General features: G+C 70.5%; 33 protein-coding genes and 1 pseudogene. 12 read left to right on the forward strand and 22 right to left on the reverse strand.

Annotated elements, in window-relative coordinates; all coding sequences use genetic code 11:
* The first annotated feature begins 257 nt into the window (after positions 1 to 257).
* The 10 genes from ACFYNU_RS26035 to ACFYNU_RS26080 all read left to right on the forward strand — a co-directional run bounded on the left by ACFYNU_RS26035 (position 258) and on the right by ACFYNU_RS26080 (position 6,488).
* On the forward strand, positions 258 to 458 hold the full coding sequence (locus ACFYNU_RS26035) for a hypothetical protein (RefSeq protein WP_388767368.1): 201 nt from the start codon (positions 258 to 260) through the stop codon (positions 456 to 458).
* Complete coding sequence (locus tag ACFYNU_RS26040; RefSeq protein ID WP_069631116.1) at positions 455 to 646, forward strand: hypothetical protein; 192 nt, start codon at positions 455 to 457, stop codon at positions 644 to 646. The genes ACFYNU_RS26035 and ACFYNU_RS26040 overlap by 4 nt, the downstream gene beginning before the upstream one ends.
* 30 nt (positions 647 to 676) lie before the next feature.
* The gene (locus ACFYNU_RS26045; RefSeq protein ID WP_356594424.1) at positions 677 to 913 is read left to right on the forward strand and encodes a hypothetical protein; all 237 of its coding nucleotides are present in this window, start codon (positions 677 to 679) and stop codon (positions 911 to 913) included.
* Between the two features lie 374 nt (positions 914 to 1,287).
* Positions 1,288 to 1,683: a plasmid mobilization protein gene (locus tag ACFYNU_RS26050; protein ID WP_388767371.1), complete on the forward strand. Its 396-nt coding sequence runs from the start codon at positions 1,288 to 1,290 to the stop codon at positions 1,681 to 1,683.
* Entirely contained in the window at positions 1,680 to 3,401 is a 1,722-nt protein-coding gene (locus ACFYNU_RS26055) for a relaxase/mobilization nuclease domain-containing protein (protein ID WP_356593821.1), read from the forward strand. Before ACFYNU_RS26050 ends, ACFYNU_RS26055 begins: the two co-directional genes overlap by 4 nt.
* Before the next feature lie 87 nt (positions 3,402 to 3,488).
* On the forward strand, positions 3,489 to 3,935 hold the full coding sequence (locus tag ACFYNU_RS26060) for a hypothetical protein (protein ID WP_356593819.1): 447 nt from the start codon (positions 3,489 to 3,491) through the stop codon (positions 3,933 to 3,935).
* Positions 3,936 to 4,016: 81 nt separating this feature from the next.
* Positions 4,017 to 4,715 (forward strand): hypothetical protein, encoded by a 699-nt coding sequence (locus ACFYNU_RS26065; RefSeq protein ID WP_356593817.1) that lies wholly within the window; start codon positions 4,017 to 4,019, stop codon positions 4,713 to 4,715.
* Between the two features lie 267 nt (positions 4,716 to 4,982).
* On the forward strand, positions 4,983 to 5,276 hold the full coding sequence (locus ACFYNU_RS26070) for a DUF6313 family protein (RefSeq protein WP_356593815.1): 294 nt from the start codon (positions 4,983 to 4,985) through the stop codon (positions 5,274 to 5,276).
* Positions 5,273 to 5,578, forward strand: a complete 306-nt coding sequence (locus ACFYNU_RS26075) for a hypothetical protein (protein WP_356593813.1) — start codon at positions 5,273 to 5,275, stop codon at positions 5,576 to 5,578. The genes ACFYNU_RS26070 and ACFYNU_RS26075 overlap by 4 nt, the downstream gene beginning before the upstream one ends.
* Positions 5,579 to 5,597: 19 nt before the next feature.
* Positions 5,598 to 6,488, forward strand: a complete 891-nt coding sequence (locus ACFYNU_RS26080; RefSeq protein WP_356593811.1) for a pentapeptide repeat-containing protein — start codon at positions 5,598 to 5,600, stop codon at positions 6,486 to 6,488.
* Positions 6,489 to 7,093: 605 nt separating this feature from the next.
* Here ACFYNU_RS26080 and ACFYNU_RS26085 read toward each other — a convergent pair.
* Entirely contained in the window at positions 7,094 to 7,915 is an 822-nt protein-coding gene (locus ACFYNU_RS26085) for a DUF317 domain-containing protein (RefSeq protein WP_356593809.1), read from the reverse strand.
* A gap of 15 nt (positions 7,916 to 7,930) precedes the next feature.
* A complete protein-coding gene (locus ACFYNU_RS26090; RefSeq protein ID WP_388767414.1) occupies positions 7,931 to 8,221 on the reverse strand; it encodes a hypothetical protein in 291 nt (96 codons plus the stop codon).
* Positions 8,222 to 8,669: 448 nt separating this feature from the next.
* Between ACFYNU_RS26090 and ACFYNU_RS26095 the strand changes: the two genes are divergently transcribed.
* The gene (locus ACFYNU_RS26095) at positions 8,670 to 8,906 is read left to right on the forward strand and encodes a hypothetical protein (RefSeq protein WP_356593805.1); all 237 of its coding nucleotides are present in this window, start codon (positions 8,670 to 8,672) and stop codon (positions 8,904 to 8,906) included.
* Positions 8,907 to 9,383: a DUF6233 domain-containing protein gene (locus ACFYNU_RS26100; RefSeq protein ID WP_356593803.1), complete on the forward strand. Its 477-nt coding sequence runs from the start codon at positions 8,907 to 8,909 to the stop codon at positions 9,381 to 9,383.
* Positions 9,384 to 9,490: 107 nt separating this feature from the next.
* Here ACFYNU_RS26100 and ACFYNU_RS26105 read toward each other — a convergent pair whose 3' ends face one another.
* From ACFYNU_RS26105 to ACFYNU_RS26200, 20 genes and pseudogenes are all read right to left on the reverse strand, one after another.
* A complete protein-coding gene (locus ACFYNU_RS26105; RefSeq protein WP_356593802.1) occupies positions 9,491 to 10,513 on the reverse strand; it encodes a SpaA isopeptide-forming pilin-related protein in 1,023 nt (340 codons plus the stop codon).
* Positions 10,514 to 10,546: 33 nt separating this feature from the next.
* Positions 10,547 to 11,326 (reverse strand): DUF317 domain-containing protein, encoded by a 780-nt coding sequence (locus ACFYNU_RS26110; RefSeq protein ID WP_356593801.1) that lies wholly within the window; start codon positions 11,324 to 11,326, stop codon positions 10,547 to 10,549.
* Positions 11,327 to 11,394: 68 nt separating this feature from the next.
* Positions 11,395 to 11,883 (reverse strand): hypothetical protein, encoded by a 489-nt coding sequence (locus tag ACFYNU_RS26115; protein WP_356593799.1) that lies wholly within the window; start codon positions 11,881 to 11,883, stop codon positions 11,395 to 11,397.
* A 34-nt stretch (positions 11,884 to 11,917) separates the two neighbouring features.
* A complete protein-coding gene (locus tag ACFYNU_RS26120; protein WP_356593797.1) occupies positions 11,918 to 12,793 on the reverse strand; it encodes a DUF317 domain-containing protein in 876 nt (291 codons plus the stop codon).
* Between the two features lie 21 nt (positions 12,794 to 12,814).
* A complete protein-coding gene (locus ACFYNU_RS26125; protein ID WP_356593796.1) occupies positions 12,815 to 13,606 on the reverse strand; it encodes a DUF317 domain-containing protein in 792 nt (263 codons plus the stop codon).
* Entirely contained in the window at positions 13,590 to 14,864 is a 1,275-nt protein-coding gene (locus ACFYNU_RS26130) for an ATP-grasp domain-containing protein (RefSeq protein ID WP_356593794.1), read from the reverse strand. The genes ACFYNU_RS26125 and ACFYNU_RS26130 overlap by 17 nt, the downstream gene beginning before the upstream one ends.
* Positions 14,865 to 14,927: 63 nt before the next feature.
* Positions 14,928 to 15,254 (reverse strand): hypothetical protein, encoded by a 327-nt coding sequence (locus ACFYNU_RS26135; protein ID WP_356593792.1) that lies wholly within the window; start codon positions 15,252 to 15,254, stop codon positions 14,928 to 14,930.
* Between the two features lie 27 nt (positions 15,255 to 15,281).
* Positions 15,282 to 16,490 (reverse strand): MFS transporter, encoded by a 1,209-nt coding sequence (locus ACFYNU_RS26140; RefSeq protein WP_356593790.1) that lies wholly within the window; start codon positions 16,488 to 16,490, stop codon positions 15,282 to 15,284.
* A gap of 35 nt (positions 16,491 to 16,525) precedes the next feature.
* The gene (locus ACFYNU_RS26145; RefSeq protein WP_356593788.1) at positions 16,526 to 17,065 is read right to left on the reverse strand and encodes a hypothetical protein; all 540 of its coding nucleotides are present in this window, start codon (positions 17,063 to 17,065) and stop codon (positions 16,526 to 16,528) included.
* Positions 17,062 to 17,910 (reverse strand): winged helix-turn-helix transcriptional regulator, encoded by an 849-nt coding sequence (locus ACFYNU_RS26150; RefSeq protein ID WP_356593786.1) that lies wholly within the window; start codon positions 17,908 to 17,910, stop codon positions 17,062 to 17,064. Before ACFYNU_RS26150 ends, ACFYNU_RS26145 begins: the two co-directional genes overlap by 4 nt.
* 25 nt (positions 17,911 to 17,935) lie before the next feature.
* Positions 17,936 to 18,358: a hypothetical protein gene (locus tag ACFYNU_RS26155; protein WP_356593784.1), complete on the reverse strand. Its 423-nt coding sequence runs from the start codon at positions 18,356 to 18,358 to the stop codon at positions 17,936 to 17,938.
* A gap of 16 nt (positions 18,359 to 18,374) precedes the next feature.
* Positions 18,375 to 18,822: pseudogene (locus ACFYNU_RS26160) on the reverse strand (hypothetical protein).
* Complete coding sequence (locus ACFYNU_RS26165; protein ID WP_356593782.1) at positions 18,819 to 19,274, reverse strand: hypothetical protein; 456 nt, start codon at positions 19,272 to 19,274, stop codon at positions 18,819 to 18,821. Before ACFYNU_RS26165 ends, ACFYNU_RS26160 begins: the two are co-directional and overlap by 4 nt.
* 72 nt (positions 19,275 to 19,346) lie before the next feature.
* Complete coding sequence (locus ACFYNU_RS26170; protein WP_356593844.1) at positions 19,347 to 19,652, reverse strand: SH3 domain-containing protein; 306 nt, start codon at positions 19,650 to 19,652, stop codon at positions 19,347 to 19,349.
* 186 nt (positions 19,653 to 19,838) lie between these two features.
* Complete coding sequence (locus tag ACFYNU_RS26175) at positions 19,839 to 20,594, reverse strand: hypothetical protein (RefSeq protein WP_356593780.1); 756 nt, start codon at positions 20,592 to 20,594, stop codon at positions 19,839 to 19,841.
* 36 nt (positions 20,595 to 20,630) lie between these two features.
* The gene (locus ACFYNU_RS26180; RefSeq protein ID WP_356593778.1) at positions 20,631 to 21,320 is read right to left on the reverse strand and encodes a hypothetical protein; all 690 of its coding nucleotides are present in this window, start codon (positions 21,318 to 21,320) and stop codon (positions 20,631 to 20,633) included.
* A 186-nt stretch (positions 21,321 to 21,506) separates the two neighbouring features.
* Complete coding sequence (locus tag ACFYNU_RS26185) at positions 21,507 to 22,184, reverse strand: DUF3631 domain-containing protein (protein ID WP_356593776.1); 678 nt, start codon at positions 22,182 to 22,184, stop codon at positions 21,507 to 21,509.
* Positions 22,181 to 22,666: a hypothetical protein gene (locus ACFYNU_RS26190; protein WP_356593774.1), complete on the reverse strand. Its 486-nt coding sequence runs from the start codon at positions 22,664 to 22,666 to the stop codon at positions 22,181 to 22,183. Before ACFYNU_RS26190 ends, ACFYNU_RS26185 begins: the two co-directional genes overlap by 4 nt.
* Positions 22,663 to 23,241: a DUF4913 domain-containing protein gene (locus ACFYNU_RS26195; RefSeq protein WP_356593842.1), complete on the reverse strand. Its 579-nt coding sequence runs from the start codon at positions 23,239 to 23,241 to the stop codon at positions 22,663 to 22,665. Before ACFYNU_RS26195 ends, ACFYNU_RS26190 begins: the two co-directional genes overlap by 4 nt.
* Positions 23,242 to 23,510: 269 nt before the next feature.
* Positions 23,511 to 24,266, reverse strand: a complete 756-nt coding sequence (locus ACFYNU_RS26200; RefSeq protein ID WP_356593772.1) for a site-specific DNA-methyltransferase — start codon at positions 24,264 to 24,266, stop codon at positions 23,511 to 23,513.
* Positions 24,267 to 24,390 lie beyond the last annotated feature (124 nt).

The raw sequence follows: 24,390 nt of genomic DNA on the forward strand, positions 1-24,390 counted from the left end.
CATCGGGGACCAGCTCGGGGACCGGGCGTGGCGGGGACCGGGGACCGACCGAGACCGAATCGGGGACCAGCTCGGGGACCGGGCGTGGCGGGGACCGGGGACCGACCGAGACCGAATCGGGGACCAGCTCGGGGACCGGGCGTGGCGGGGACCGGAGCCGTTCGGTCCCCGCGCGGCGGAAGCCGAAGGGGAAAGGCAAGCGGAAGCGGTCCCGTACGCAGCAGGCGAAGGGTGCGTCGAGGGGGTCGGCGCAGTCGGTGGAGGAGCTCGTCACGAGGGTTCGGCCGCATGTTCCGGCGCTGCTGGAGCGGGACGGCAACGAGACCGTCAGCAGGGTTCAGCTGCGGGAGATCCTCCGCCACGAGGGACTCAAGGGCGGCCGGAACGACCGCCTGGGCCTGGTCCTGCAGCAGCTGCGCACCGAAGCCATCAACGCCACTACGAGGAGCAGCCGATGAAGACGTGTCACCGCTTCCGTCGCATCAAGACCGGGTTCGAGCGCGAGATCGGCTTCTCCCAGGCCCACGCCGAGCGGCACGCCGGACGTCCGGCGGCGAAGGCCAGCGCGAAGTACGCGATATCGACCAAGCATCGGATGGCCCAGGCCCTCAACCGGCACATCAGCCACTGCCCCGAATGCGGCTGACACCCGCCCCAACCCGCCCAGGAGGAAACGATGTTCCCCCGGCTTCCGCGTCTCTACGCACCGACGGCAGCAGAGGCCGCCGCCTGGGCCGACACCCTGGTCCGGCACCGGCTCCTGTACGCCGCCGTGAGCCTCCCGACCGGCCAGTGGCTCGTCCAGAAGACGCCCGGAGCGCCGGTACGCATCCTCGACGGGCCGGCCGAGCTGCTCGAACTCGCCGCCCACATCCAGCACCACACGCGCACGAGAAGGAACCGCATCCGATGACGGACGAGCAGACCACCCCCGCCCACCAGCCGGATCAGGCGGACACCAACTCGGCTTCAGGCGGAGCAAGTTATCGCGTGAGCATTGCTGCCGATGGCAGCAATGCTCACGCGTCTCCCGCCCCGGAGGTGGCGGGAGCCGGGGGGGGGGGGGGGGGGGGGGGGGCGGGGGGGGGGGGGGGGGGGGGGCGGGCGCCCCCCCCCCGCCCCCGCGCCCCCCCCCCCGGGGGGGGGGGGGGCGGGGGCGGGCCCGGGGGGCCCCCCCCCGGTCCGGATGGGGCCGAGGGCGGCCTCCAGCCAGAACAGCAGGAGGAGCAGCACGAGTGCCGTCGTTCGTCGTGTGAGCACGTCTGCGCCGCGCCGTTGAAGCCGCGTGTGAAGCCGCGTGAGCGTCTGCGTGACAACGAGAAGCGCATGCACCAGCCGAGCTGCCGCATGAACGACACCGAGTACCAGCGTCTGGCCCGTGGCGCTGCCGCCTGCGGTATGAGCATCGCCGCGTTCCTCGCCCGCGCCGGCCTCAACGCCGCCCGTGACCTCGACCGGACCGCCGCCGAGGTGGCCGGTGAACGAGAAGTGGTGAGCGAGCTGTTCGCGCTGCGCCGGCGTCTCGGGCAGATCGGCAACAACCTCAACCAGGTCGCCAAGGCCGCCAACTCCGGCGCCGACGCACCCCATGCCACGGCTGTTCTCGACGCCGTCGAACGCACCGCGCGGCGGGTCGACGCCTTCACCCAGCAGTACCTCACCGGCGAGAACCGGCCCGGATGATTCCCCGTGTTCACAAGCGCGGCAGCCGCACCGTCGGCCTGATCTTCTACCTGTACGAGCCCGGCAGGTGCGAGGAACACACCGACCCCCACCTCGTCGCGGCCTGGGACGCCTTCGCCCCCGACCCCGGACGCCACCCCGACGCCACCCACGGCGACCTCGCCCGGCTCCTGGACCAGCCCGTCGACGCCCTGGCGCCCTCGCGTCGCCCCGAACAGCACGTGTGGCACCTGTCCGTACGCGCGGCTCCCGAGGACCCGGTGCTCACCGACGAGCAGTGGGCGGACATCGCCCGACGTATGGTCGCCGCCACCGGCATCGCCCCCACCGGAGACGACACCGCCTGCCGGTGGGCCGCCGTACGCCACGCGGACAACCACATCCACATCGTCGCCACCCTCGTACGCGAAGACGGCCGCAGACCACGGCTGAACAACGACGCCGCCCGCGCCCAGGCCGAGGCCCGGAAAATTGAGGCCGAGTTCGGGCTGCGGCAACTCAACCCCGGCGACGGCACCGCCGCGAAACGCCCCACCAGCGCGGAGCGCCACAAAGCCGCACGCGAAAACCGCCCCCAGACCCCACGCGAGGAACTACGCGAAACCGTCCGCCACGCAGCAGCCGGCACCATGAACGAGAGCGAGTTCTTCACCCGACTCACCGCCGCCGGTCTGCTGGTTCACCAACGCACCGCGCCCTCCGGCGACCTGCTCGGCTACAAAGTCGCCCTGCCCGACGACCGCAACCACGACGGTGAACCCGTCTTCTACGCCGGGTCCACCCTCGCCCCCGACCTCTCCCTGCCCAAGATCCGCAAACGGTGGGCCGCCGACGATGCGGAAGCGCCGGGTGATACACCGGCCGATGCCGCCGCGGGTCTCCGGTGGCCGGGGCCGACGGGCGCCAGGCGGCGGGCGAGCACCGCGATGTGGCAGGCGCTGCTGGTCATCGACCACGGCACCGACGAGCAGATCACCGCCCGCATCACCGGAGCGGGGGAGGTCCTGGACGCGCTCGCCACCACCAGCGCCGCCCCCACCAGAAGCGAACTGCGGCAAGCAGCCTTCGTGTTCGAGCGTGCCACCCGCTCCCACACCCAGGCCGTACGCGGACATGACCGGGCGCTGCGCCAGGCCGCCCGTGACCTCGTCCGCAGCGGTCCGGTCCTCGGGCGCGGGGAGGACGGGGCGAGCACGGCCATGGTGATCGACATGGCGTTCTTCCTCGTCACCGCCGCCGTCCACTGGCACGCGAAGAAGGACCACGCCCAGCAGGCCGCCGCCGCCCGTCAGAGCGCCGAACACCTGCGTACCGCCTACCGGGCCGCCGCCCGACACCCGATGGCCGTCCTCCACCGGCGAGGCCAGCGCCTCACCCAGCCCCGGCTGCGGAGACAGGCCGCTTACATACGGACAGTGGTGCCGGAGCTGGCCGGGCAGATCCTCGCCGAACCCGGCTGGCCCGCCCTCGCCGCCACCCTTGCCGATGCCGAAGCAGCCGGACACCAACCGGCCACGCTGCTCGCCGAAGTGACCAGGCGCCGGGAGCTGGACACCGCCGACTCCCTCAGCGACGTGCTCGTGTGGCGACTGCGCCGCGTCGCCGACCTGCCCGCCGACGCTGAACAACTGCCCGTCCCCGGGACCGCCCTGGCATCGTCACGGGCGCTGCCGGGCCGCCGGAACGGGGCCCGTCCCGAGCGATCACGTTGGCGGTGAGGGCTAGAGAATTCTTGAGTTGAAGCCCCAGACCGGCCTGGGGCACCATCGTCGTCGTTCCGCTGGGCAAAGAGACAAGGAGAGCGGATGTTCGGACGTAAACGCCGTCAGATGCGACGTGAACTCGCCGAAGTACGGCGGCAGCACGCCGAGATGATCAACACCTGGATGCGGGAGGAGCAAGAACCCGTCCCCCAGCCCGAGCCCGTCGATGCGGTAACGCCGGTGGTGGACGACTTCCTGCCGGCGGATCTGCGGGTGCCCACGCGTGACGACGTCGAAGGCATGATGATGCGCCGGCAGATGCCGCTCGTCCTCGACGGAGAGGTCCACGCCTGCCCCCACTGCGGCTCCTACCGCGACTGGATCCTATTCACCCTCGGCAACGAGGTGTGGCTGCGCTGCCAGGCCGGCCACCAAGCGCTCGAACCCCGCCTGGACGTCGCCTGGTTCGACCGCAACAGCGGCCCGAACGAGGCACGGCACGCCACCTTCGACGAGGGCCTGCGCCGCCTCGGCCACCCCGACAACTAACCACCCTCCCCCTGCTCTGCGACCACCGCCCAAAGGGGGCGGCACTGCCCAGCCCACTCGCCGCTACCCCAGGGGGTATCCATGCACCACCGCACCGCATCCACCATCGTCCTCGGCATCACCGCCGTCCTCGCCCTGGCGGCCTGCTCCCCCGGCGCCCCCGAGAACAGGCCCGCCGACGGCGCGCCCAGCCGCACCCACAGCTCGGCCGACAACGGTCGAGGCGACGCCGTGTTGTCGTCTCCGGAGCTGGCGTCGCGCCTGCTCGGCGAGAGCGACCTCGGCGCCGGCTACACCCGTAAGCCCGAGCGGCCCTCCGGGAACAACGACGACGTCACGGTCCTCGGCTGCCCCGCGCTGGACGACCTGGGCTCCGAAGCGGCCACTGGTTCCGGGGGCGGACTGGACTTCCCCCGCCGCGCGAAAGCCGCCTTCGCCCACAGCAGCGGCGCGGAGGTGACCAAGGAGCTGTACAGCGACACCGCCCGCAAGCTGTCCGACGGGACCGGCCGGATCTTCGACGCGATGACCGGCTGCCCCGCCTACCGGGTCCTCGCCGACAGCACCCTGGTCGACATCACCACACACGAGGTGCCCGCCCCGCAGCTCGGGGACGAGCAGTGGAGCCACCTCCTGGCCTTCTCCACCGGCGGGCGGGAGACCGTGGTGAAACAGACCGCGATCCGCGACGGTAGCCAACTGCTGATCGTCTCCGGCTCCCCCGAACTCGTCGACCGGCACCTCGCCACGGCGCTCGACAAGGCCACAGCCACCGGCTGACACCCGCACGCACTGCTGCCCCCGACCCTGGAAGCGCACTCGCCCGACGCGACGGTATTGCATGGGACGACCCTGGGTGGACTTTGCCTGTTCCGCTCACCGTGGTGGTTGGCGGCCTCTACGGTGGTCACCGTGTCCGTCCCGCCCTCCGAGCCGCCACCTCCGCCTCCGCCTCCACGGCCTGGTCTGAGGCAGCAGACTGCCGCGAGATGGGCGCGCCGATACTCCCTGGGACGCCTGCCGTTCTGGTTACTAACCCGTGCTGCAGTGGTGCTCGCCCTGTCCACCGTGCTGTTCGTGGTGAACGGCGTGCTACTCGGCTGGGCGGACGCATACGACGTCCTGATCGGCATCACGTCGCCGGCCGAGGCGGACCCGCAGTGGGCAGCATGGCCGCTCTCGGTAGTGGGCTGGGCCGCGATCCCCGCGTTCGTCGGCGGCACCGTCGGCTACCTCGTGACCGTGCAGATCCAGGCGCACCAGGCCCGCGACTTCGACGCCGTCATGGATGAACTCCGCGCCCTGATCCAGCCTCCTCCGGGCCCGGGGGACGGCACATGATTACTCTCCATGAACTTCACCAACGAGGCGGCGACACGGCGAAGGCCGTCATCGCTTTCGGCACTCTGCACCAGGAGGCCACGCTCACCAGCCAGGGGCACGCAACGGACTGGAAGGCCGCCGAACGCCACTTCCTGGACATTCAGATTCTGCTCATGGAACACCCTGCGGCGCCTCCAGGAGCGAGAGCCCTGGAGCAGGAACGCCGGGCGGAGAACGCGGCCACTGATCTGCTCCTGGCCATCAACCCCGGCGCGGGCCATCGCTGCCCGATGTGCCAACGCAGCACAACAAACGTGTAACCGCCCTACCCTGGAGACCGTGGTGGACAGGATCGAGACGCACCGACAGGCCGCCATCCTGCGCGGCCTGCTCTATCTCGCATGTCCCGACGCCCCTTCCACTGCCATCAACCTGACCGCCAAGGCGATCGCTCGACGCTCCGACGACCAGATCCCGCCCACCCGTGCCGTCACGCAAGCGCGACGCCTCACCAGCCCGCGTTATGACAACGACGCGCCGCGCAAACTGCTCAGTGCGAAGCTGGACGACGCGGGCCTGGACCTGGCGAAGCTCAACGGCGCGGACCTGACCGGCGCGACCCTGATCCGTGCGAACCTCAGCCATGCGACCCTTATCCGCGCGAACCTGACCGGCGCGACCCTGATCCGTGCGAACCTCAGCCATGCGACCCTTATCTGCGCGAACCTCAGCCAAACGAACCTCAGCCAAACGAACCTTCCCCACGCGAACCTGATGCTCGCGGACCTGACCGGCGCGAACCTGAGCCGCGCGAACCTGAGCGACGCGAGCCTGGGTCACGCGCATCTAAGTGATGCCGACCTGACCGGCGCGAACCTGGCCCGCGCGAACCTGGACTTGGCGAAGCTCAACGGCGCGGACCTGACCGGCGCGACCCTGATGCGCACGAACGTCGACGGCGCGAACCTGACCGGCGCGAACCTGACCAACGCGCACCTGAGGGACGCGAACCTGACCAACGCGGACCTGACCAACGCGGACCTGCGGGACGCGGACCTGAGGGGGACTCGTCGGCTGATGCTGAGGTCGGGGATCACGTGGAGTCTGCGTACTCGCTGGCCCGATGATCGCTACAAGCGGGAAGCACATGCCCGATCCGACGAAGTGAGCCCGGGATGGTACCGACTCCGCGGAGACACCGCTCGGGACTGTTCCCGTACGTTGCTCTGATCACCTGGTTGCCTGACAGCCAGCGGCGAAGCGCACCTGCCGTCCGTCTGGCGTGCAGGACCTTGTCCTCCCTAAGGTCCGGCGTACGAGTCGCGTGAGGTGACGAGCCGGGTGACAGCGGACAGCGGCCGGTCGCCCTTCTCGTTGTTGCACTTGCGCCCGCACGCGAGGCAGCCCTTGACTCCGTGGATTGGCGCGAGGTTGTCAGGGCCAGCCTTCGCGCCGCCACATGCAACGGGCTGGATGTGGTCGAGAGCATCGGCCCCGTTGTGGGCGCCGTGGCTGGTGAGGTTCGCACGGCCGGACACGCGCACCTCCGGACGCGCGGAGGCCCGGCCGCTCGGGTGTGCGGGCCGATCCTGTGTCGGGCTGATGGGTCAGGAGCGGCGGCGGAACAGGCAGATGAGCGCTTCGAGTTCACCGATCAACGCCTTGCCCTCAGAGGCCGTCATGTTCGACAGCATCCATCCGTTGGACTCGATGACCTATATCTGGCCTGCCATGCCCGTCATAGGCGCGTTGTCCAAGGAGCGCGAAGAAGCCCGGCACCCCCGCGACGGGGTGCCGGGCTTCGTGGGTCGAACGGGAAGTGCTCCGGGGGCTGTTCATCCGGCCGGAGCGCGCAGGAGCCGGTCCCGGGTGGCCTCGGGCAGCACCCGGCGCAGAACCGGCGCCGTCGAGCTGAGGGACGCGGCGAACGCCGCGACGAGGTGTTCCGGCACGCCGGCGGAGAACGACGCCGCCCACAAGTACGGTTCCCCGAGCGCGGGTTCGGCCCACGCCTGCCACCCAGCCGGACCCTCCTCATCCGGCGCGACGGTCAGCGACCGGGGGTCACCGTCCTGGATGAGCGGAGGCACATCCCCGAGCCCGAGACGGGTCGTGAACGTCGAGTCCGTCGCCCTGGCATCAGGACGGTCGATGTCGCGCAGCCAGCCGTGCGCGGTGACCGCGTCGAGGACCAGCCCGGGCCCCGCGTACGCGGCGGCGGGCCGGGCGGTGGCGTCGAGTGCGTGGAGGAAGTCGCCGAGGACCTCGCCGGGGATCTCCGGGGTGAAGTAGGCCGACCACGCGGCGAGCGGACTGCCCGTGTCCGCGCGGGCGGAGACCTGCCAGGCGACCGGCAGCTTCCCCAGGAGGAACGGCTCGTCCGCCAGGACCCACTGGGCCCAGCGCAACGTGTCGGGGCTGATGTGCAGGACGGTGCTGCGAAGGACCTGCCGGTCCTCCGGCATCTCGTCCGGCTCCTGCCTGCCACGGACGATCGTCAGGCCCGTCCAGCCGAGACCGGTGAGCGTGTCGGCCACCGAGTCGTAGAGCCGGGCGTCGTCACCGGCCAGATGCCGGGGACCCACCCAGTACGCGGACGGCGCACCGCCCGGGGGAACCGGGTCGGGCGGGAAGTTCGGGTTCAACAACACCTCCAAGAGATCGGGCGGCCCCTACTGGCCTTCCGTGCGGCGCGCGTTGCGGCGAGCGCGTCGCCGCGGGGCCTGGACGGGTCCCTGCCAGGTGAGGGCAACGGCAACCTCGGGCGGCACAGGCCCGAGCTGGCTGTCCGGGTCCTGGCCCTCGGCCAGATAGACGACCGGCTGTCCTCTCCCGTCGTCGGCCTGGACGGCCTGGGTGAGGCGGTGCGCCATCGGGAAGAACGGGTTCATCGCCAGGCGCACCGGCGTGCCACGGTCGCAGGCGGACAGCAGATCGATGAGATCGCCGACGGTCATCTCCATGTGCTCCACGAAGCCTCCTCGCATGGGAAAACGGGTGGGCAGGTAAGAATCTCCGGGGCACCTCGCGCCCCTGTCCGATCGGGAAGGTCGTCCGCAGCGCGTGGGCTCGCACATCACTGGGCTGCTCCTCAGGCAGCTGCAAGGACGGTCAGAGGTGAGGCCGGGCTCACTGGAGCCACGGTCACGGACATTCACGTCTCTGACCTGCGAGTTTTCGCGGAAGGTCGTCCACCTTGACATCCCTTCGGCACCGCTGGCCAGTCTTTCCGGGATCTTTCCTGTCTGCCCCCGGCGAAATAAAGAATGGCGAACCGGCCGCTCCCGTCCGGTGGGCCGCCAACGTTGTGGTGGCGTAGCTGGCTACGTCTCCTCTGGGGGATGCGTCCCGTGTCTTCGTTGTGAAACGGCCAACGCGGCAAACTATTCGAACAAGTGATCTAATGAAGGAATGAACGGTGCTCGCTTTCCCGATGATCTAGTGGCCGCGCAGCGTGCTTGGGACCGCGCCTACCGGGCGCTCGCGGAGCCGGCTCGCCGCAGCGGCATGACGGTGCTGCGGCGGCGGCTGATCAGGCTGTCCGCGCAGATCTGGTGGCATCCGTACTGGTCGACGCCGGCATCCGGTCCCGCCGATCGAGTGGCCCTGCGCGGCCGGGCGCGGGAGCTGGAATCCGGGGAGCCGTAGGTGAGCGCCGGGGGTGCGGATCGTCCGGCCGAGATCATGCTCGTGCTGCCCGATTCACAAACCGTCAGGGTTCGTCTTCACGAGCGGCAGGAGGCCGCGGAGGGTTCGCAGTGGCGCTATCTCATCGGTGTGGCCGCCTGGGTGGCGACCCGGGAGGGCGTCGAGGCGGCCGAGTACTCGGTGTGGGTCACCGCCGACCAGCTGCGGCCGATCAGCGGTGTGGACCTGTCCGCCGTCGCAACGTACAAGCTCCCCGCACAGCCTCCCCACGTTGCTTCGGGGTGGACGGTGGGGCCGGGTGAACGCAAAGGGCAGAGCGTGGTCCATGACATCGCGTGCCGGAACGGGCCCCCGCTCGCGAGCGAGCTGAACACGCTGGAGGCTCTTGACGCTCTCGAACGGCCGGGCGCTCGCGCGTGCGATGTGTGTGACGCCGCGGCGATGCTCGTGCCCGCACTGGAATGGGGAAGCAGATAGGGCCATCCGCCGGCGAGCTGCTCGATCCGCGCCGGTGAAACGAGCACGCGAAAGCCCCCGGAGTCGCGTGGACTCCGGGGGCCGGGTGCGTCGTTCAGGTGAAGCGGTCAGCCCTCCTCGGGGCTGGTTTCGTCGCTGACGTTGCCCGTACGACGGCGGCGCACGACGGCGACTGCGGCTGCGCCGGTGGCAACCAGCAGTGCGCCTCCACCGACCAGCCACGGGGTGGCATTCGCGCCGGTGTGGGCGAGTGCGCCTTCATCCCCGGGCACCGGGGTTGTGCTGCTGGATTCGGGATCGTCCGTGACCGGAGTGGTGGTGTCGCCGTCGGGGGGCGAGGCCGACGGGGAGGGCGTGTTCCCGTTGTGGCCGGGCTTTGTGGGGGCGGGTGTGTCGGAGGGGTCGGGGGCCGGCGGTGTGCCAGACCCGGTGTCGGTCTTGGTGTTGGTGACCGTCACGGTGACCGGGGCTCCGGGGCCGGCGGTGAACGTCCGGGAGGGTTTGAAGAGGTTGTAGCCGTCCGGTGCTTTGGTCTGACGGACCCAGAATTCCTGACCGGTACGAGAACTGACGGGCAGGGGCGCGGAGGCGGTGCCGTTGGTCTTGGTGGTGAGGGTGAGGAGGGTGGTGGTGCCGGTGCCGATGTTCACGGTGGAGCCGGCCAGGAGCCGGCCGCTCTTGTCGTCCTTGGCTTTCAGGACGACAGTGGCGGGCTTGAACGGGTCGACGACCGTCAGCGGAAGGGTGATACCGGGAGTGATGACGACGTCCCGGTCGGGCACGGTGCCATGCAGCGGGCTGCCGGAGGACGTTTCCTTCAGCCGGTAGACACCAGGGGTGAGGTCCTCGAAGGCGAGCCGGCCGCGGGCGTCCGTCGTGCCCCTGCCCGCCTCGTTGCCCGTCGTGTCGAGCAAAGTGAAAGCGGCCCCGTTCATGACGTCGTCACCGGGGTCCTTCTTGAGGATGGCGACACCACCAGTCTCCTCCTCGGGCGGGCTGACCTCGGTGGGCACGGAGGTGGACGGATCGGGTTCGGGACTCTGGGCGGACACGGCCGGGGCCCAGAGAAGACTGCCGCTCACGGCGGCGACCGCAGTCGCGAGCGCTGGTGCGAAGGTGCGGGTGAGCAAGAACGAACTCCTGAAGAAACGATGGGCGGGCGGTCAGCGGATGCGGCCCGCGCCCGGTGGTGGGCCGCCGGGCGGTGTGCCGGTGGCGGGCTTGAGCGTGGGTGTCGTGAGGTAGAGGTGGCGGCGGAACTGTGACGGGGTGTCCGTCACCGCGCGGTGGAGGGGCACCGTGGAATGGAGCGAGGCGGTGAAGGCGGCGACGAGCGTGGTGGGTGTGCCGGTGGAGAACCGGGCCTGCCACAGCGGTTCGCTCTGATACCCGCCCCAGGCCCGCCATGCCGGACCGTCGGAACCGGTGATCGCGTACCGGTGCCGTACTCCGGCGAGTCCGTCCCACGACCGGAAGGTCTGCGTGCCGTCGGTTTTGACGCTGTGGCCCCAGCCCTGGGCGAACAGCGGCGCGTACGCCTCATAGGCCGGTGTCGTATCCCCGAACAGGTGATCCTGATCGCTGTGCAGGTCTTCGAGATAGAGGTCAAGCAGCTCGGCGTGAACGTCACGGAGCAGCTCGACGGGGGTCGTGGCGTCGAAGGTGATCTGCCAGGCCGCCGGGCCGAACGGGACACGGTTCGCGGCGATCGTCCACGTCCCCCGGCGAGATGCACCGGGTTCGGGGCGGAGATGAGTCCAGAGCCGTAGGCAGGGGCTGACGGTGAAAGCCTCCCCGTTCTCATGCTGGTGCAGCGTCCAGTCCTCGTCGAACGGCAAGGGCCAGGCCGTACGAGGATCAACTTGGCCCGGGCCGGCGAGGTGGCGGGGAAGGACCTTCACCGTCTGGGCGGGGCCGGGATTCTTCAGGGGGTCGGGTGGCACGAAGGGGCTCCTGCCGAACGGGCGCACGGGACGCAGGTCATGGGAGTTGAATCGGTGGAGAGTTGTGCTCAGCGAGTCCGGCGACCGCTACGAGGCGGCGACGGTGCAGCGTGGGCGGCAGGTCCCACGGTCCGGCCGGGAGCCGGTGGCCGCCCGCTGCTGCCGGGGAACCACACCTCCGCGTACTGCTCGATCGCCCGGCGCAACTCGGTTCCGTCCGCCCCCTTCCATGGGGGCTCGCTGCGCTGGGCGTGCCAGTCACGGAAGGAGCCGTAGCTGCCGGTGCCCGGTGAGAAGCCGAGGCGGGCGTCGCGACGGGCGAAAGTGCGGTAGTCGGCGAAGGACAGGATCGTCGTGTCGATCGCGCCCTTCTGGGCATGGACCACCGCCAGGCGCAGACCGGCGTACTCGCCGTGCGTGATCGTGCCGGCGAAGTCGATCCGCAGCCTCAGCGGTGAGCCGGCGTCGAAGGTCGCGTAGAAGGCATCGCCCAGGACCGTTCCTTCGAAGGGAAGTTGAAGGACATCGTCGAAGAACTGCCGAGTATGCAGGGGCAAGAAGCTCTCTTCTTCAAGGGTTTGGCGTGCGGGTTCAGCGGCGTGGGCCGGGCAGGGCCGGTCGGCTGGTGGAGGTCGTCCAGCGCGGAACGCTCGACGCCGGGAGAGCTGCCGGGCGGCGGGCCGCGGCACGCCGCACGTCGAGCGGCGTCGGCGCCGGCGGGCGGGGCGGGACGATCGGGGTGAGGCGGGCCAGATTGCGGACGTAGGAGTGGGTTTCCTGCCGCCAGCGGGGCAGCGGCGCCGGGTCCGAGACGCACTCGGTGACCGCGGTGAGCAGGGGCACGGGGGTGTCGGTGCTGGCGGTGGCGTACCAGGCGGGGCGGTCGGCGGACTCTCCCGCCCACAGGTGCCAGCGGGCGGTGCGGCTGGTCAGCTCGGCTTCCGGATCAAGGCCGCCGGTGGTGAACTCCAGTGCGGCGAGCCCGTCCTGGGCCCGGATCGCGAAGACGTCCCACTGCGGACGGTCGAACTCCCAGCCCTGTCTCAGGAGGGGACGGACAACCTGGAAGGGCTCGTGCACATCGCTCAGGACGTCCGGCCGGGCGAGGTAGGCGTCCGGACCGTCCTCGCACGCCTTAGCGAGGGCGGTGGTGAAGGCCGTGACGAACTCTGTCGGGCAGGAGTCGTTGAAACAGACGCCCCAAACCGGCGGCGCGAACAAGTCGTTGTAGGCGTTGATGCGCCACAGCCCGTCGTCCTCGCCCTCGGGCAGGTAGCCGAGGCGCACCTTCCGGTCGGGAGCGGTGACGTACACGTTGGCGAGGTCGTCGTGCCGAAGTTCCCAGCCGAGCGCTAGCAAGGCTTCGAGGCCGGGATCGCCGATTGCTGTGGCTGCGGCGAGGTGGCGCGGGGAGACGAACACATCCCCGTCGATTTCGGCCTGTTGGGGCGGTTCAGGTTGACGCATGGATGTCCAGGGTTGTGGTGGTCAGCGCCGGTGGGCGGTGCTCTGGCCGGGGCCGGCGGGAGGGAGTACGGGAGCCGGTGCCGCGGCTTCGGACCGGCCCGGCGCGGAGGGCGGGGCGGGTTCGGTCATCAGGTACGAGCGCAGTTCCTTGGGCAGCGTTCCGGCCCTGCGGTACACAGGCGTCGTGTCGGCCAGGGAGGTCGTGAAAGCGGCGACCAGGGCGTTGGGCACCTGCTTGCCGAACCGGGCGCTCCACCGGCAACTGCCGGTCGTGCCGGGAGAGACGTCGATGCTCCAGGCGTCCGAAACGTGGGAAGGCCGCCGGTGGCCGTTCACCGTGGCGAGACGGTCGGGAGAGGTGAACGTCTGGTTGCCGCGTTCGTCCACGGTGTGGCTCCAGCCGGCGTTCAGCAGGGGCAGGTAAACGGCCGTTGCACTGCTCAGGGAATGAAGGGATCCGGCGGCATGGGCCTTGGCGAGGGCGCGGTGGAAGTCGGTGAGCAGCTCGGCCGGTGTCTCGGCGCTCCAGGATGCGCTCCAGCAGGGGGCGGCCAGCGCGTCCTCGTAGACGGCCGTCTTCCAGCCGCTGTCCGTCGAGTTGGGCATGTGAGCGGCGCGGACCAGCTGGCACGGGCTTGTACAGAGCAACGGCCGCCAGTCGTCCGGTGTGTGGGTGCTCCAGCCGGCGCTCGTCAGGCTCGACCAGACCATCGCCACGGCGAGCGGTCGCTGTTCGAGCCCGGGGCCGGCGAGGTAGCGGGGTGAGACAAGGACCGGGTCGTCCGGCCCGAAGGAGTCAAGATCGTTCGGCACGGGTTCCTCCTTCTGGAAGGTGCGAGCGCCGGGGGGTCGGGGTGGTGGTGAGGGTGAGCTGGTCGAGGACGAGGCGGGTGCGTTGTTCGACCTGCCGGGTGCTGGTGCCGGTGACGGTGAAGAATCCGACGCGGGCGGAGTACATGGATCCGTCGGGCGGCAGGGTGACGGTGTCGCCCACCTCCCGAAGCCAGTGCACCTGCCGCAACCACGGCATGTGATGAGCGAAGCCGTCCGTGAGGTGCCGGGCGGCGAGCGTGCCGGACATCGCGGGGTAGAGGAGGCGGATTCCGGCCGCCGTACGGCGGGTTCGGGTGAGGTCGGGGGCGGTGCCGCACGCGATGTCGGCGGCGGCGCGCGGCAGGTCGATGCCGGTGGCGAGGTGGACGAGCTGGCCGATGAGGTCGCCGGCGATCCTCGCGTTGACCTCGACCAGACGTGGACCCGCATCGGTGAGGCGCATCTCGACGTGCTGAATGCCATCGGTCAAACCCAGGGCCCGCACCGCCGAGGCGGCGACCGGCCCGACCTGCGGGAGCAGCGGGTCGTTCGCGTCGACCGAGTGGCCGATCTCCTCGAAGAACGGCGCCGGCCCGAGGGTCTTACGCGTGACGGCGACCGCGCTCGTCGTACCGCGGTAGGTCACGCACTCGACCGATATCTCCGGGCCGTCGAGATACTCCTCGACCAACACGGCCGCGGACTCGCGGCTGCGGTGGGCGCCGGCCTGGGCGAAGTCGAAGCCGCCGGGGAGCTGTTCGGACCTGGTGACGCGGCTGACGCCGATACTCGCCGCGTACGCCGCCGGTTTCAGCACCACGGGATAGCCGATCGTCTCCGCCGCGAGCGCCGCCTCCAGCAAGGTGTGCGCGGTCATCGCCTTCGCCGACGGCACCCGGTGACGCGCGAACAAGGTGCGCTGCATGGCTTTGTCACGGCAGTCACGCATCACCTGCGGGGTGGGCGTACGCAGACCCAGGTGCTCTGCGAGCCGGGCCACGTTCACCAGGTCCCACTCCGACCACGTCACCACCCCGTCCAGCGTGTGCCGTGCGGCCAGCGCCTGTCCGGCGGCGAGCAGCGCCTGCTCGTCGGCGGGGTCGGCGATCTCCACGTCGCGGATGCAGCGGCGCTCCCACGTCGGGGCGCTTCCGGTGATCAGCACGACGTCGTACGCCGCAGCCACCTGATCCAGGCAGTAGCCGCGCAGGGCCTCGTCCGTGGGCGCGACGACGAGAACGGTGGGACGAGAGGGCAAGGAACAGCTCCAAGAAGGGGGAAGAAGTAGCGGAATGCACTGCGCTGGCGAGGCGGTGCTGGTTTACGGAGTGCGTCGGCGTCGGATCTCGATCACCGAGGCCCAGTCGGGGTGGGATGCGAGCAACTGCCGGGCGTAGAAGGCGGTGTAGTTGTTGTTGAGCCCCTTCATCCCGTGCGGATGACGCCACCGCAGAATCTCGAACAACGCCTTCATCCCGACCCGCCGGGCGCCGGAGGCGAGACGCTGGGACACAAGCTGCTCCAACGCCGTATACACCCAGGGGTGTTCGCGGTCGAAGCCGGCGAACTGCTCGGCGAGCGTGGACGGTTTCCGTGCGTACGGGAGCAGACTGAGGCCGGGCAGATTCTGCTGTGCCGGTGCGGGCATGAGGAGGCTCTCCGGTGGTGAGGGGGGTCAGGGGTGTGCGGGGCGCAGGCCAGGCAGGGTCCGCAGGCGAGCGAAGGTGACCGCGAGGGCCAGGGCCTGGACGACGGCGCAGATTCCGAGCGCCTGGCTCAGCTGACCGGGTGGGATGGCGGCGACGAGAAGGCCGGCGAGCGGGAACGGGGCCAGGAGCAGGAGGATCGTCAGCGCGAGCGTCGCGCCGAACACGCGGGCAGGGATGAGGTGGGAGCGCAGGGTGCGCAGCACCACCGTCAGGCCGCCCTCACCGGCCATGAGCACGGCCAACAGGACGAGATACGCGCTGTAGGTGGTGGCCTGGGCGACGGCGAGACAGGCACCGGCGGCGACCGTCGCGGACACCGCCCCCACCGGCCACAGTCCCCACCGGCTGATCGCACCGCGGCAGACGGCGACGGCAAACAGAGACGCGACGGCTGCGGCCGACCAGATCAGCCCGACCGCGCCGGTGGACTGACCCAGCTGCTGGACCACGATCACCGGCGTCGCGGCCTGGACCAGCCCGAGCGAAAGGTTCGACACGACGAACCCGCCCACCAGCCACGCCAACGCCGGACGCCCTGCCAGTACGGACCAGCCGGCCCGCAACCCCCGCGCGTGTTCCGCCTTCGCCATATAGGAAGCGGCAGCTACAGGTCCGGCGGTGCGCGGTGGCGTCAGTACGGCCGCCAGCAGGGAGAACGCGGCGCATGTGGTGAGCAGTCCGGTGGAACCGGTCTGCTGGACCAGGAGTCCGGCGAGTGCCGGACCGGCCAGGAGCGCGGTCTGGTCCACGCCGAGGAGGACCGACTGCACCCGGTGCGCCCGGTTTCCGGCCTGTCGGCTGGCGTCGGTGCCGGTGGTCTCGGCGGCAACGTAGGAGAACTGAGCCAACGCGCCGCTGACGCCGGCGAGGATCATGACCGTGGCCTGTGTCCCGCCCGTCTGTGCGGACAGTGCAATCGCGGCGGCGAGCACGGCCAGGGCCCGGAGTATGCAGGCGAGTCGGAACACGGGTGCGGGGCCGTGCCGGTCGACGAGCGTCCCGGCGAATGTGACGACCGCCAGGCGCGGGATCCACTCCAGGGCGAACGCGAGCCCGGTGAGCGCGGCCGAGCCGGTGGTGGCCAGCACCAGCATCGGGATCCCGTACGTGGCCAGGCTGAACGCGCCCGCGTCTGCGGCACGCGGCAGGTAGACACCGCACACGAGACCCGCCACCGGGCGACGGGCATGACGCGCTCCGGTGGACGGTCTCACGCCGCAAGCTCGCCCGCCGCGAACCCGGCCGCCTGCGGGTTCGCCCGCAGCCACTGGATCAGCAGTCGCCTCGGCCCCGCCAGTCCGGGCTCGACCGCCTCCGAGTCCGGCAATGGTGTGCCGACGGCGCCCGCACGACGCGAGGAAGGTTCGGCGTCGGTGAGGGCGTGGTGGACCTGCGGTTCACTCAGCAGGGCGAAGGTGTGGCGGATACGGCCGGTGAAGTCCCCGTTCGCGGCCGGGTAGGCGTGCCGTCTGGCCCAGCGGGCGGTGACGTCGTAGACCTCGGCCAGGAGGACGCCGGACTCGGTGAGCCCGAGCCCGCCGCCCACCCTGGTGTGGATCAGGCCGAGGGCGTGCGCCCGTTCAATGGCGTGCCGGATCCGGTGCGGGGCGAGGTCGGGGAAGATACGGCCCGTACTCCGGGGCGGTACGGGACCGTTGTCGTCGATCTCGGTGATCAGACGGATCAACGCGGGTTCGGACAACGCGGTGGACACGCGCCGCTGCTGCTCGCGGGAGAAGCTGGGTGTCATCGGCGGGCACCCCCGACTGGAACCGCCGCTGGGCGGGCGGGCGCAGCGTGGGAGAACAGGTCAGGGCTCGGCCAGGCGGACCGTGATGTCCCGGTCTCCAGAGCCGGGCGCAGCGGCGGGGCCGGCAGCCTGGACTGGCGGCTGACCCACGTCCCTGGCTCCGTAGGGGTGTTGGTGTCCGGTGTTCCCCAGACGGGATGCCGGGAGGCGTGGGTGAGGGGCCGTCCGGCGGCCCACGCGGACAGCGCGCCGAACACCATTCCCAGACCGTGCCCGGAAGCCGTCAGACGGTAGGGGCGCCCGTTGCCGGCGGTGTCCACCAGGCCGTCGTCGACGAGCTGGCGGAGCGGGGGGTAGATGTTGGTCCAGTAGCCGTCGGGCATGACGGTGTCCGCCAGATACCGGGCGCTCGCCTCGCGGCGGGTCTTCAGCACCCACAGGATCGAGGTGGCGTGCCGCCGGGTGAGCAGGGTGAGGGCGTCCTCGACGTTCCGCACCGTCGAAACGGGCCCCGCCGGTTTCTCCAGGAACTCCTCGGCCCACGTGGCGATCACCGGCAGGACGGGCAGCAGCATGGTGCCGCGCCCGGTGAGGTGGTAGGTGACGTGGTGGACGGAGTGCTCGGTGCGCCCGACGAGGCCCGCGTCGCCCAGGGCGCGGAGCCGGGGGTGGAGCTGGCCGCCGCGCAGCCAGGACATCTTGTCTGTCAATTCGGTGTAGCGCAGGGGCTCGGCGCGCAGCGCGAGCAGGACGCGCACGTTCCACCGGGGGGTGATCATGCCGAGGGTTTCGGTGACCCGGGCGACATCCGCATCAACGGTCGGTGGCAGAGCGGTGGTGGCCAAAGGGAACTCCTGGGAATGGGGCGTTTCAGCGCGATGGGGCAGAGGGAGCAGCCGGAGCGGGAACAGCGGGTGAGGCTGCTGGGACCGGTGTGTGGGCTGGGGCCTGATCCTCCGGGGCGGGCTCGCGGTGCAGGCTCTGCAGCACCGCGGTGGTGGCCTTGCTGTGGGCGTCGCGGACGGCGACCGATTCGGTGATCCGGCGGGCACAGTCGAGAAGGTGGCCCGCCTCGAACGAGCCGATCACCCGCTCCGGACCGGTCAGCTCCCGCAGCCGGGTCATCTGGAAGTCGATGTTCCGCTCGGCGAACTGAAGATCACTGAGACTGCCGAGCAGGGCGGCGAGCATCCCGGGAGGACGGTCTTGCGCATGGGCTTCGAGGTCGGCGAGGGGGGCGCCGTACAGGTCCTCGATTCGCCCCGCTATCTCGGTGGACGTGTGGTCGGGCAATCGGGGGCTTTCACGGTCAAGGCCCCGGGGCCGCCCCGGCACGCGGTGGTGCCGGAGCGGCCGTAGGGGGCAGGGTGGTGGTGATCTGCGGCGGGGCGAACTCCACCGGACGGGACGAGCGCTCCTCGGTCTGCGGGGGCATGGTGCGCAGCAGCTCACCGAGCGCGGCACGGTAGCCGTCGCGGGCATCGAGCGCGGCAGCCAGCCACTGCGCGTCGAACCGCAAGCTCGTCCGCGGACAGTTCGTCCATGGCACGGCCCGGGGCCATGGCCTCGTGCACACGGTCACGCACCCATGCAACCTGTTCCTCGGCCAGCGCGAGGAACGACCTCAGCTCCAGCGCCCGCGTCAGCGCCGCGGCGCCCGGGGTGACAGCGGCCCTCTCGTACAACTCGGTGATAGTGCCGCCGAATATCTCGGCGAGGCGGCCGTCCTGACTGCTGGGCTTCGCGCTCGTGCTCACCGCCCGACCCCCTTGGCCGGAACCGGTGTTGCCGAGACCGACGCGGAAGCGGGCGCGGGCTGTGAGGTGCGCAGTGCCGGCCCGTGCCGTCGAGCGGCAGAGGTACCGGTGCCCCGTACGACGGTGGTGTGGGGTTCGAGGAGGTGGGTGACGATCAGGGCCCGTCCGTCGCGCACGGCGACGGCCGAGTTCACACGCTGGGCGAGATCCAGCACCGGGTCGCCGAGCGGGCCCGGTTCGGTGTCGAGGACGGCGAGGAGGTCATCCTCCGCCCGCTCAAGAGCGGTCTGGGCCTGGCTAAGCATGCCGTGCCAGTACACGAGTTGCGTCGCCTGCGGGTTGGCGTCCGGGGACTTCACAACTGCCCCGCGCAGAGCCGTGACGCTCATACCGAAGCGGGTTTCGATCTGCTCGGTGATGATACCGAGAACGTCGTCGCTGCCGTCGTTCACTGCGAATTCCTTTCACCCAGATGGAAATCCACGCCGGCGCGCAGACCGGGCGCCGGACTTAAGGAAGGTGTCTCAGTCGAGGCAGATTCGGACGTCGCGGTAGACGTAGGTGCCGGACACCCAGCCCTTGACGCCGGTGGTGCGGTCGGTGATGTAGTGCCAGTTCCCGCTGCTCTTGTGGACGGTGAACTTGTGGCCCTTGTAGAGCACTCCGACGGCGGTGGACTTGGTCGTGGCCTTGGAGCGGATCGTGACGGCCTTGGTGCCGATGACCCACGGGCCGGGTCGCTCGCACGGCCGCTCGGCCACGGCGGTGACCGGCGCGGACGCCGGGGCGGCTGTCGCCGCGGTCGCCGGCAGAGCGAGTACGCCAAGCAGCGTCACGGGTATGACAATTCGGGTTGAGCGCATGCGGAAAAGAGCCTCCGTGCAGGAAAAGGGAAAGGGAGTGGTAAGTGGCCGGGGCTGGTGTCCCGGCGGCTGTTCAAGAGTCCGGAGAATGGCCGGTTTGGCCAACCGGCGATCGTCGGCTATGTTGCGCCGCGCCCATCACCAATTCGGTTGTCAGCGGGAGCAGCCGGGCGGGCGTGGGAAAGGCGCCTTCGGCACCGGCGCCGGGCGGGCGGAAAACGCAGCCGGAGCGACGGGCGGCAGAGGGCCGGCGGTGCCGCCGAGCCGGTCCTCGCACCATGCGAGGGCGTCTTCGACCGTGTCGAAACCGCCCTCGCGAAGGGTGTGGGTCCACGCCTCGAAGTCGACCTCCTCGACCACGACACGGAACGGCGACGGTGCGCGCTCGTCGAGGGCGCGCAGGGCCACCACGGTGACCGGGTCGCCCGGGTCGTCGCGCGTGTAGGAGTACCCGCAGGCGAAGTGGTCCCCGTCGCCCATGAGCCGCGCCTCGAGAGCACGCGTCGCCTCATCGGCCGGCGGTGGCCCCAGCTCTGGGTTCAGTCCGATGGCGTCCGGCGGACAGCCACGGTGGATGAGCCAGGACTGCACCATCGCGGCCAGCGGGAGAGTCGCCTTCTCGAAGTCGAACGTCCGCCTGTGCGTGTCCCGGTGCAGGTGAAGACCGACACACTGGGGCTCACCTGGAATACCCCAGGTGGCTGCGGCGTCGTGCAGCACATAGAAGCTGTGTACGCCGTCGGAGGTGTGATGCTCGGCGAGCGGAATCAGATCCAGCGCAAGGGGTCCGACCTGGCGAGAGAACGCTTCGGCCCTCCCACGGGCGGCGACGAATCCGTCAAGACGGAGGTCGAGTTCAGGACGGCAACCCCGCCGGCCCTCTTCAGGAAAATCAGCGGAGATGGTCATGCAGCCTTTCGCCCGGCCCGTACTCGGGCCGGGTGTTCAGTTGCGGGCGCGCGGAGCGGGCCACGCTCCGGCCCTCGGCGGGGGCCGCGTCGCCGCGTCGCCCTCGGGCCGGCGGCCGGTCAGAGTGGTGCGTCCGGCGTCGCTGAGCGTGACCCGCTGGCCTGCAATGGCGGGATGTGCGGTGTCCCGCTCGACGAGCCCGTTCTTCTCCAGCCGGTCGAGGACGGACGGCGGGATACGGGTCCCGGACGCGGTGACGACCGACAGCTGGTTGGTGAGCAGGTGTCGGCGGAGGTGGGCGCCGCGGGCGATGGCCAGCAGGGCGGCGAAGTCCGGCGGGGACAACTCCACGCCTGCCGGGTTCGCGCGGGGGGCGTCGGCCTCGACGCGCTCCAGCACCGCCACTGTCGCCTTCTGGCGTTCGTCGCGGGTACCGGCCGCTTCCTCCAGCTGGCCGACCGTACGGTCGATGCGGTCGAACAGGGCCTGGTCGACGGGGAACTCCCCGCCGGCCAGACGGCCCAGCAGCGTGCGGTAGAACGTCACACCGGTCACCGCTTGCACCAGGGCACGGTGCGCTTCGACCAGGCGGGTGTGCGACTCGTCGAGAAGACCGCGGTCGCACTGCTCCCACAAGGTGTCGACGCTACGGCCCACCGCCGCCTCGATGCGGTGGTCCAGATCAGTGAGCGCCTTCAACGGCGCCCCCGGCGGGCGAGAGGACAAACAAGAACTCCGTAGAGGCGGAAAGGGATAGAGGGGGATGACGTCCGCCGGTCCAGGAGAGAAGCAAGAAGACCCGGCGGAGGGCCTGCGTGCGGCCCAGCCGCATCAGGCGGCGCCCGCCGGCAGAGTCCTTCGAAGCCACAAGGTGGTTCCCTGACCCGGCGGGTGACCGTGCACGAGGGCAGGTCAGCGCTCGTTGTGCGGCAAGGCGGCCAGCAGGTCCTGCCGCCGGTAGGACCTCGGGCGGCGCCCGTCGAAGTCGGTGACCTTGCGGGTGAAGACACCGTAGGGGGCCATGAGCCGGGCGAGCCGGGACTGCGTCAACTCGGCGTACGGCCAACGCTCCTCAGCCAGCCCGGGAAGATCCTTCAGGCAGTCCACAAGGTCCCACGACGCCATCGTCTCCGGGGCCCCGACGACGTCGAAGACATGCAGCGCGGCACGGACCACGCACTGAAGACCGGGAGGATCCTCGGGGCAGGACGAGAAGCCGTCCACCGCGCCGGAGTCGTCGGCTCCGCCATCACCGTCATGCTCGTCGGAGCTTTGGCCCCCAGCGCTGAAGTCGCCCCGGACACCGGCGCCGAAGGCGCCGGTGTCCGAGTGGCAGCAGGCCGTGGTGGAGAGCAGCCGGCTGAGCTCGATACCGGCGGCCAGACGCTCCACCAGCAGGTCGATCAGCGATTCCAGCAGCCCGCCATCACCGCCGCGGGGACGGTTCGCCCGTGCGAGGAGCCGCTGGTCAAGCCGCTGGACCTCAGAGTGGGCATCCAGCAGGGCCCGGTGGTGCGGGACTTCCCGCACCACCGGGTCCTGGTTCAGGGCGCTAGCGAGGGAGTCGAGCAGGGAGGGATAGCTCGTCAACGGGCAGAGCCCTTCACAGTGGGGAATGGGGCGGGATGAGCAGGGCCGGGGGCTGCGTGGGGCGGCGGACCCGGCTTCGGAACCGGCCGGCGGGCCAACAGCTGCGGCGGGCGGGAGCGGGCCGCGTGCGTATGGGCGCTCAGCGGCCGGCGGGCCATCCCCAGACGACGCCCAACGGTGTCGTAGATGTCGTTCCCGGCGCGCGGCCGGACAGCCACCACACGAATCTCCATACGGTGCACGGCCGCCGGGGGCGCGGGGCGCAGGGCGTAGACGAGGCGCCACTGGTTTCGGTAGTCGAGGGCCAGCTTGCGGTACCCGGCCAGATCGCCGGTCAGCTTGCGGCCGAACAGCTCCGCGTGGACGACGTCCTGCAGCTGGGCGAGCGCCAGATCACGGATGTCGCCCGGCGCCTGCAACAGGTCGGTCAGGGCGCGCGGGTCGAAACTCAGCCCGAACGCCGGCTGCTGCCCCGCCCTCACGACACCGGCCCGGACGGTTCATCCGGCTCCCGCTCCGGGTCCGGCTCCGCTGCCTGTGCGGAGGAGTTCTCCTGCGTGCGGGCCGAGGGCGGCGGGCCGGGCAGCAGACGGTGCGTGGGCCGATCCGGGGAGGTCATGCAAGCCGACAGCGGACCACCCGGCGCCCGCACGGCGGCCATGGCGTGGATGAGGAAGTCGCGGTGCCACACGAACATCCCGGCCAGACCCGCTTCCGGGTCCTTGTGCTGCTGGTAGGCGAGCCACAGGGCGTGCAGCCACGCCACGACACCGTCGTGCTCCTGCCACCGCGGGCACCACGGGGCCGCCGTCGTGACCTCCGCCCCGTAGACGGGCAGCAGGAAATCGTCCACCCAGTCGCCGAGGCCGTCGAGTTCGTCCTCGTACTCCTCGCCCTCCAGCTCCAGAATCGGACGCGGCTCCGGCGAAGGAGCCGGGCCCGGCCCGTTGAATCCCGGCAGACCGAACGCCGCGAACGGCGACGCACCACCAGGAGCGGGAGAGGGCGCGGAGGCGAGGTGTTCGAGCTGCCGGGCCTGGAGCGCGGAGCGCTCCATCAGCTTCCTGACACCGGCCTCGACACCGTCGAGATCACCGTCAGGGATACGGACCGGGTCCAATTCCCCGTCATCGGGGCCGGATACGGATTCGGGCATGGAAATAAGGGCCTCCTTGAAGACACGGCCATCGGACGAACACGCCGTCAACGGTCCGGATAAACACCGGCTTGGCCAACCGGCGAACCCGTGCTACAACGCCACGGAGCCAGAGCCCGCCGACCAAGCAACGGGGCATAGTCCGCCCTCACGGCACAGGACTTGAGATATCAGGCGGTCAGGATGACGTCGTCCTGGCCAAGGGTCTGGCGGACGGTGTCGGTGAGCCGGTCGGCCGCGACGGACGCGTACGTCTCGGTCTTCTCCACGCCGATGAAGTCCCGGCCTTCGAGCAGGGCGGCGACACCGGTGGAGCCCGAGCCGGCGCAGAAGTCGAGCACCGTGCCCTTCTCCGGGCAGATCTTCACCAGCTCACGCATCACCTCGACGGGCTTCTGCGTGATGTGCTGCCGGTTCCTGCCCGAGGGCTGCGATGCGCTGTAGAGGCCGGGCAGGTAGACCGGGTTGCGGGCAGCGTCGACCGGCCCCTTCGAGGCCCAGACGATGAACTCGCAGTTCTGCGTGAAGCGTCCCTTCTGCGGCCTGGCCTGCGGCTTGTGCCAGGCCAGTACCCCGCGCCACAGCCAGCCGGCCGCCTGGATCGCATCCGTCGTCGTGGGGAGCTGGCGCCAGTCGGTGAACAGCAGCGCGGTGCCACCGGTCTTCGTCAGCCGGTGGGCCTCGGTCATGATCTGCGTCAGCCAGAACCCGTAGGAGCGCTGGTCCATGTTCTCGCCGGTGAAGTCCGGCAGCGTGTGCTGGGCGTCGGCGGAGGTGTACTTCTGCTTCGCGGAGCGGGAGGTGCGCTCCTTCGCCGTCCGGCCACCACTGTTGTACGGCGGGTCGGTGATCACGGAGTCGACGCAGTCCTCCGGCAAGGTGGTGAGGACGCTCAGCGCGTCCCCCTGGTGCAAGGAAAAAGGCAAAGAGGAACCCCGATTCGGGTGGGGAGGGTGAGGGTGAGGATTTCCCGTCGCACAGAGGAATCCCGGCCGGCCGCAACGGCGAACACGAAAGCTCGCGGCAGCGGACAGGGGGCGAGGGGAATCC

The sequence above is a fragment of the Streptomyces sp. NPDC006643 genome, assembly GCF_042870175.1.
In the GTDB taxonomy this organism is placed as follows: Bacteria; Actinomycetota; Actinomycetes; order Streptomycetales; family Streptomycetaceae; genus Streptomyces.

Bases quoted from the DNA above. Each gene is read 5' to 3' on its own strand.
- ACFYNU_RS26090 (WP_388767414.1), bottom strand. From the start codon at position 8,221: ATGGAGATGACCGTCGGCGATCTCATCGATCTGCTGTCCGCCTGCGAC.
- ACFYNU_RS26095 (WP_356593805.1), top strand. From the start codon at position 8,670: ATGAACGGTGCTCGCTTTCCCGATGATCTAGTGGCCGCGCAGCGTGCT.
- ACFYNU_RS26145 (WP_356593788.1), bottom strand. From the start codon at position 17,065: ATGACACCCAGCTTCTCCCGCGAGCAGCAGCGGCGCGTGTCCACCGCG.
- ACFYNU_RS26120 (WP_356593797.1), bottom strand. From the start codon at position 12,793: ATGCGTCAACCTGAACCGCCCCAACAGGCCGAAATCGACGGGGATGTG.
- ACFYNU_RS26040 (WP_069631116.1), top strand. From the start codon at position 455: ATGAAGACGTGTCACCGCTTCCGTCGCATCAAGACCGGGTTCGAGCGC.
- ACFYNU_RS26055 (WP_356593821.1), top strand. From the start codon at position 1,680: ATGATTCCCCGTGTTCACAAGCGCGGCAGCCGCACCGTCGGCCTGATC.
- ACFYNU_RS26045 (WP_356594424.1), top strand. From the start codon at position 677: ATGTTCCCCCGGCTTCCGCGTCTCTACGCACCGACGGCAGCAGAGGCC.
- ACFYNU_RS26195 (WP_356593842.1), bottom strand. From the start codon at position 23,241: ATGGAGCGCTCCGCGCTCCAGGCCCGGCAGCTCGAACACCTCGCCTCC.
- ACFYNU_RS26065 (WP_356593817.1), top strand. From the start codon at position 4,017: ATGCACCACCGCACCGCATCCACCATCGTCCTCGGCATCACCGCCGTC.
- ACFYNU_RS26175 (WP_356593780.1), bottom strand. From the start codon at position 20,594: ATGACCATCTCCGCTGATTTTCCTGAAGAGGGCCGGCGGGGTTGCCGT.
- ACFYNU_RS26060 (WP_356593819.1), top strand. From the start codon at position 3,489: ATGTTCGGACGTAAACGCCGTCAGATGCGACGTGAACTCGCCGAAGTA.
- ACFYNU_RS26075 (WP_356593813.1), top strand. From the start codon at position 5,273: ATGATTACTCTCCATGAACTTCACCAACGAGGCGGCGACACGGCGAAG.
- ACFYNU_RS26135 (WP_356593792.1), bottom strand. From the start codon at position 15,254: ATGCCCGCACCGGCACAGCAGAATCTGCCCGGCCTCAGTCTGCTCCCG.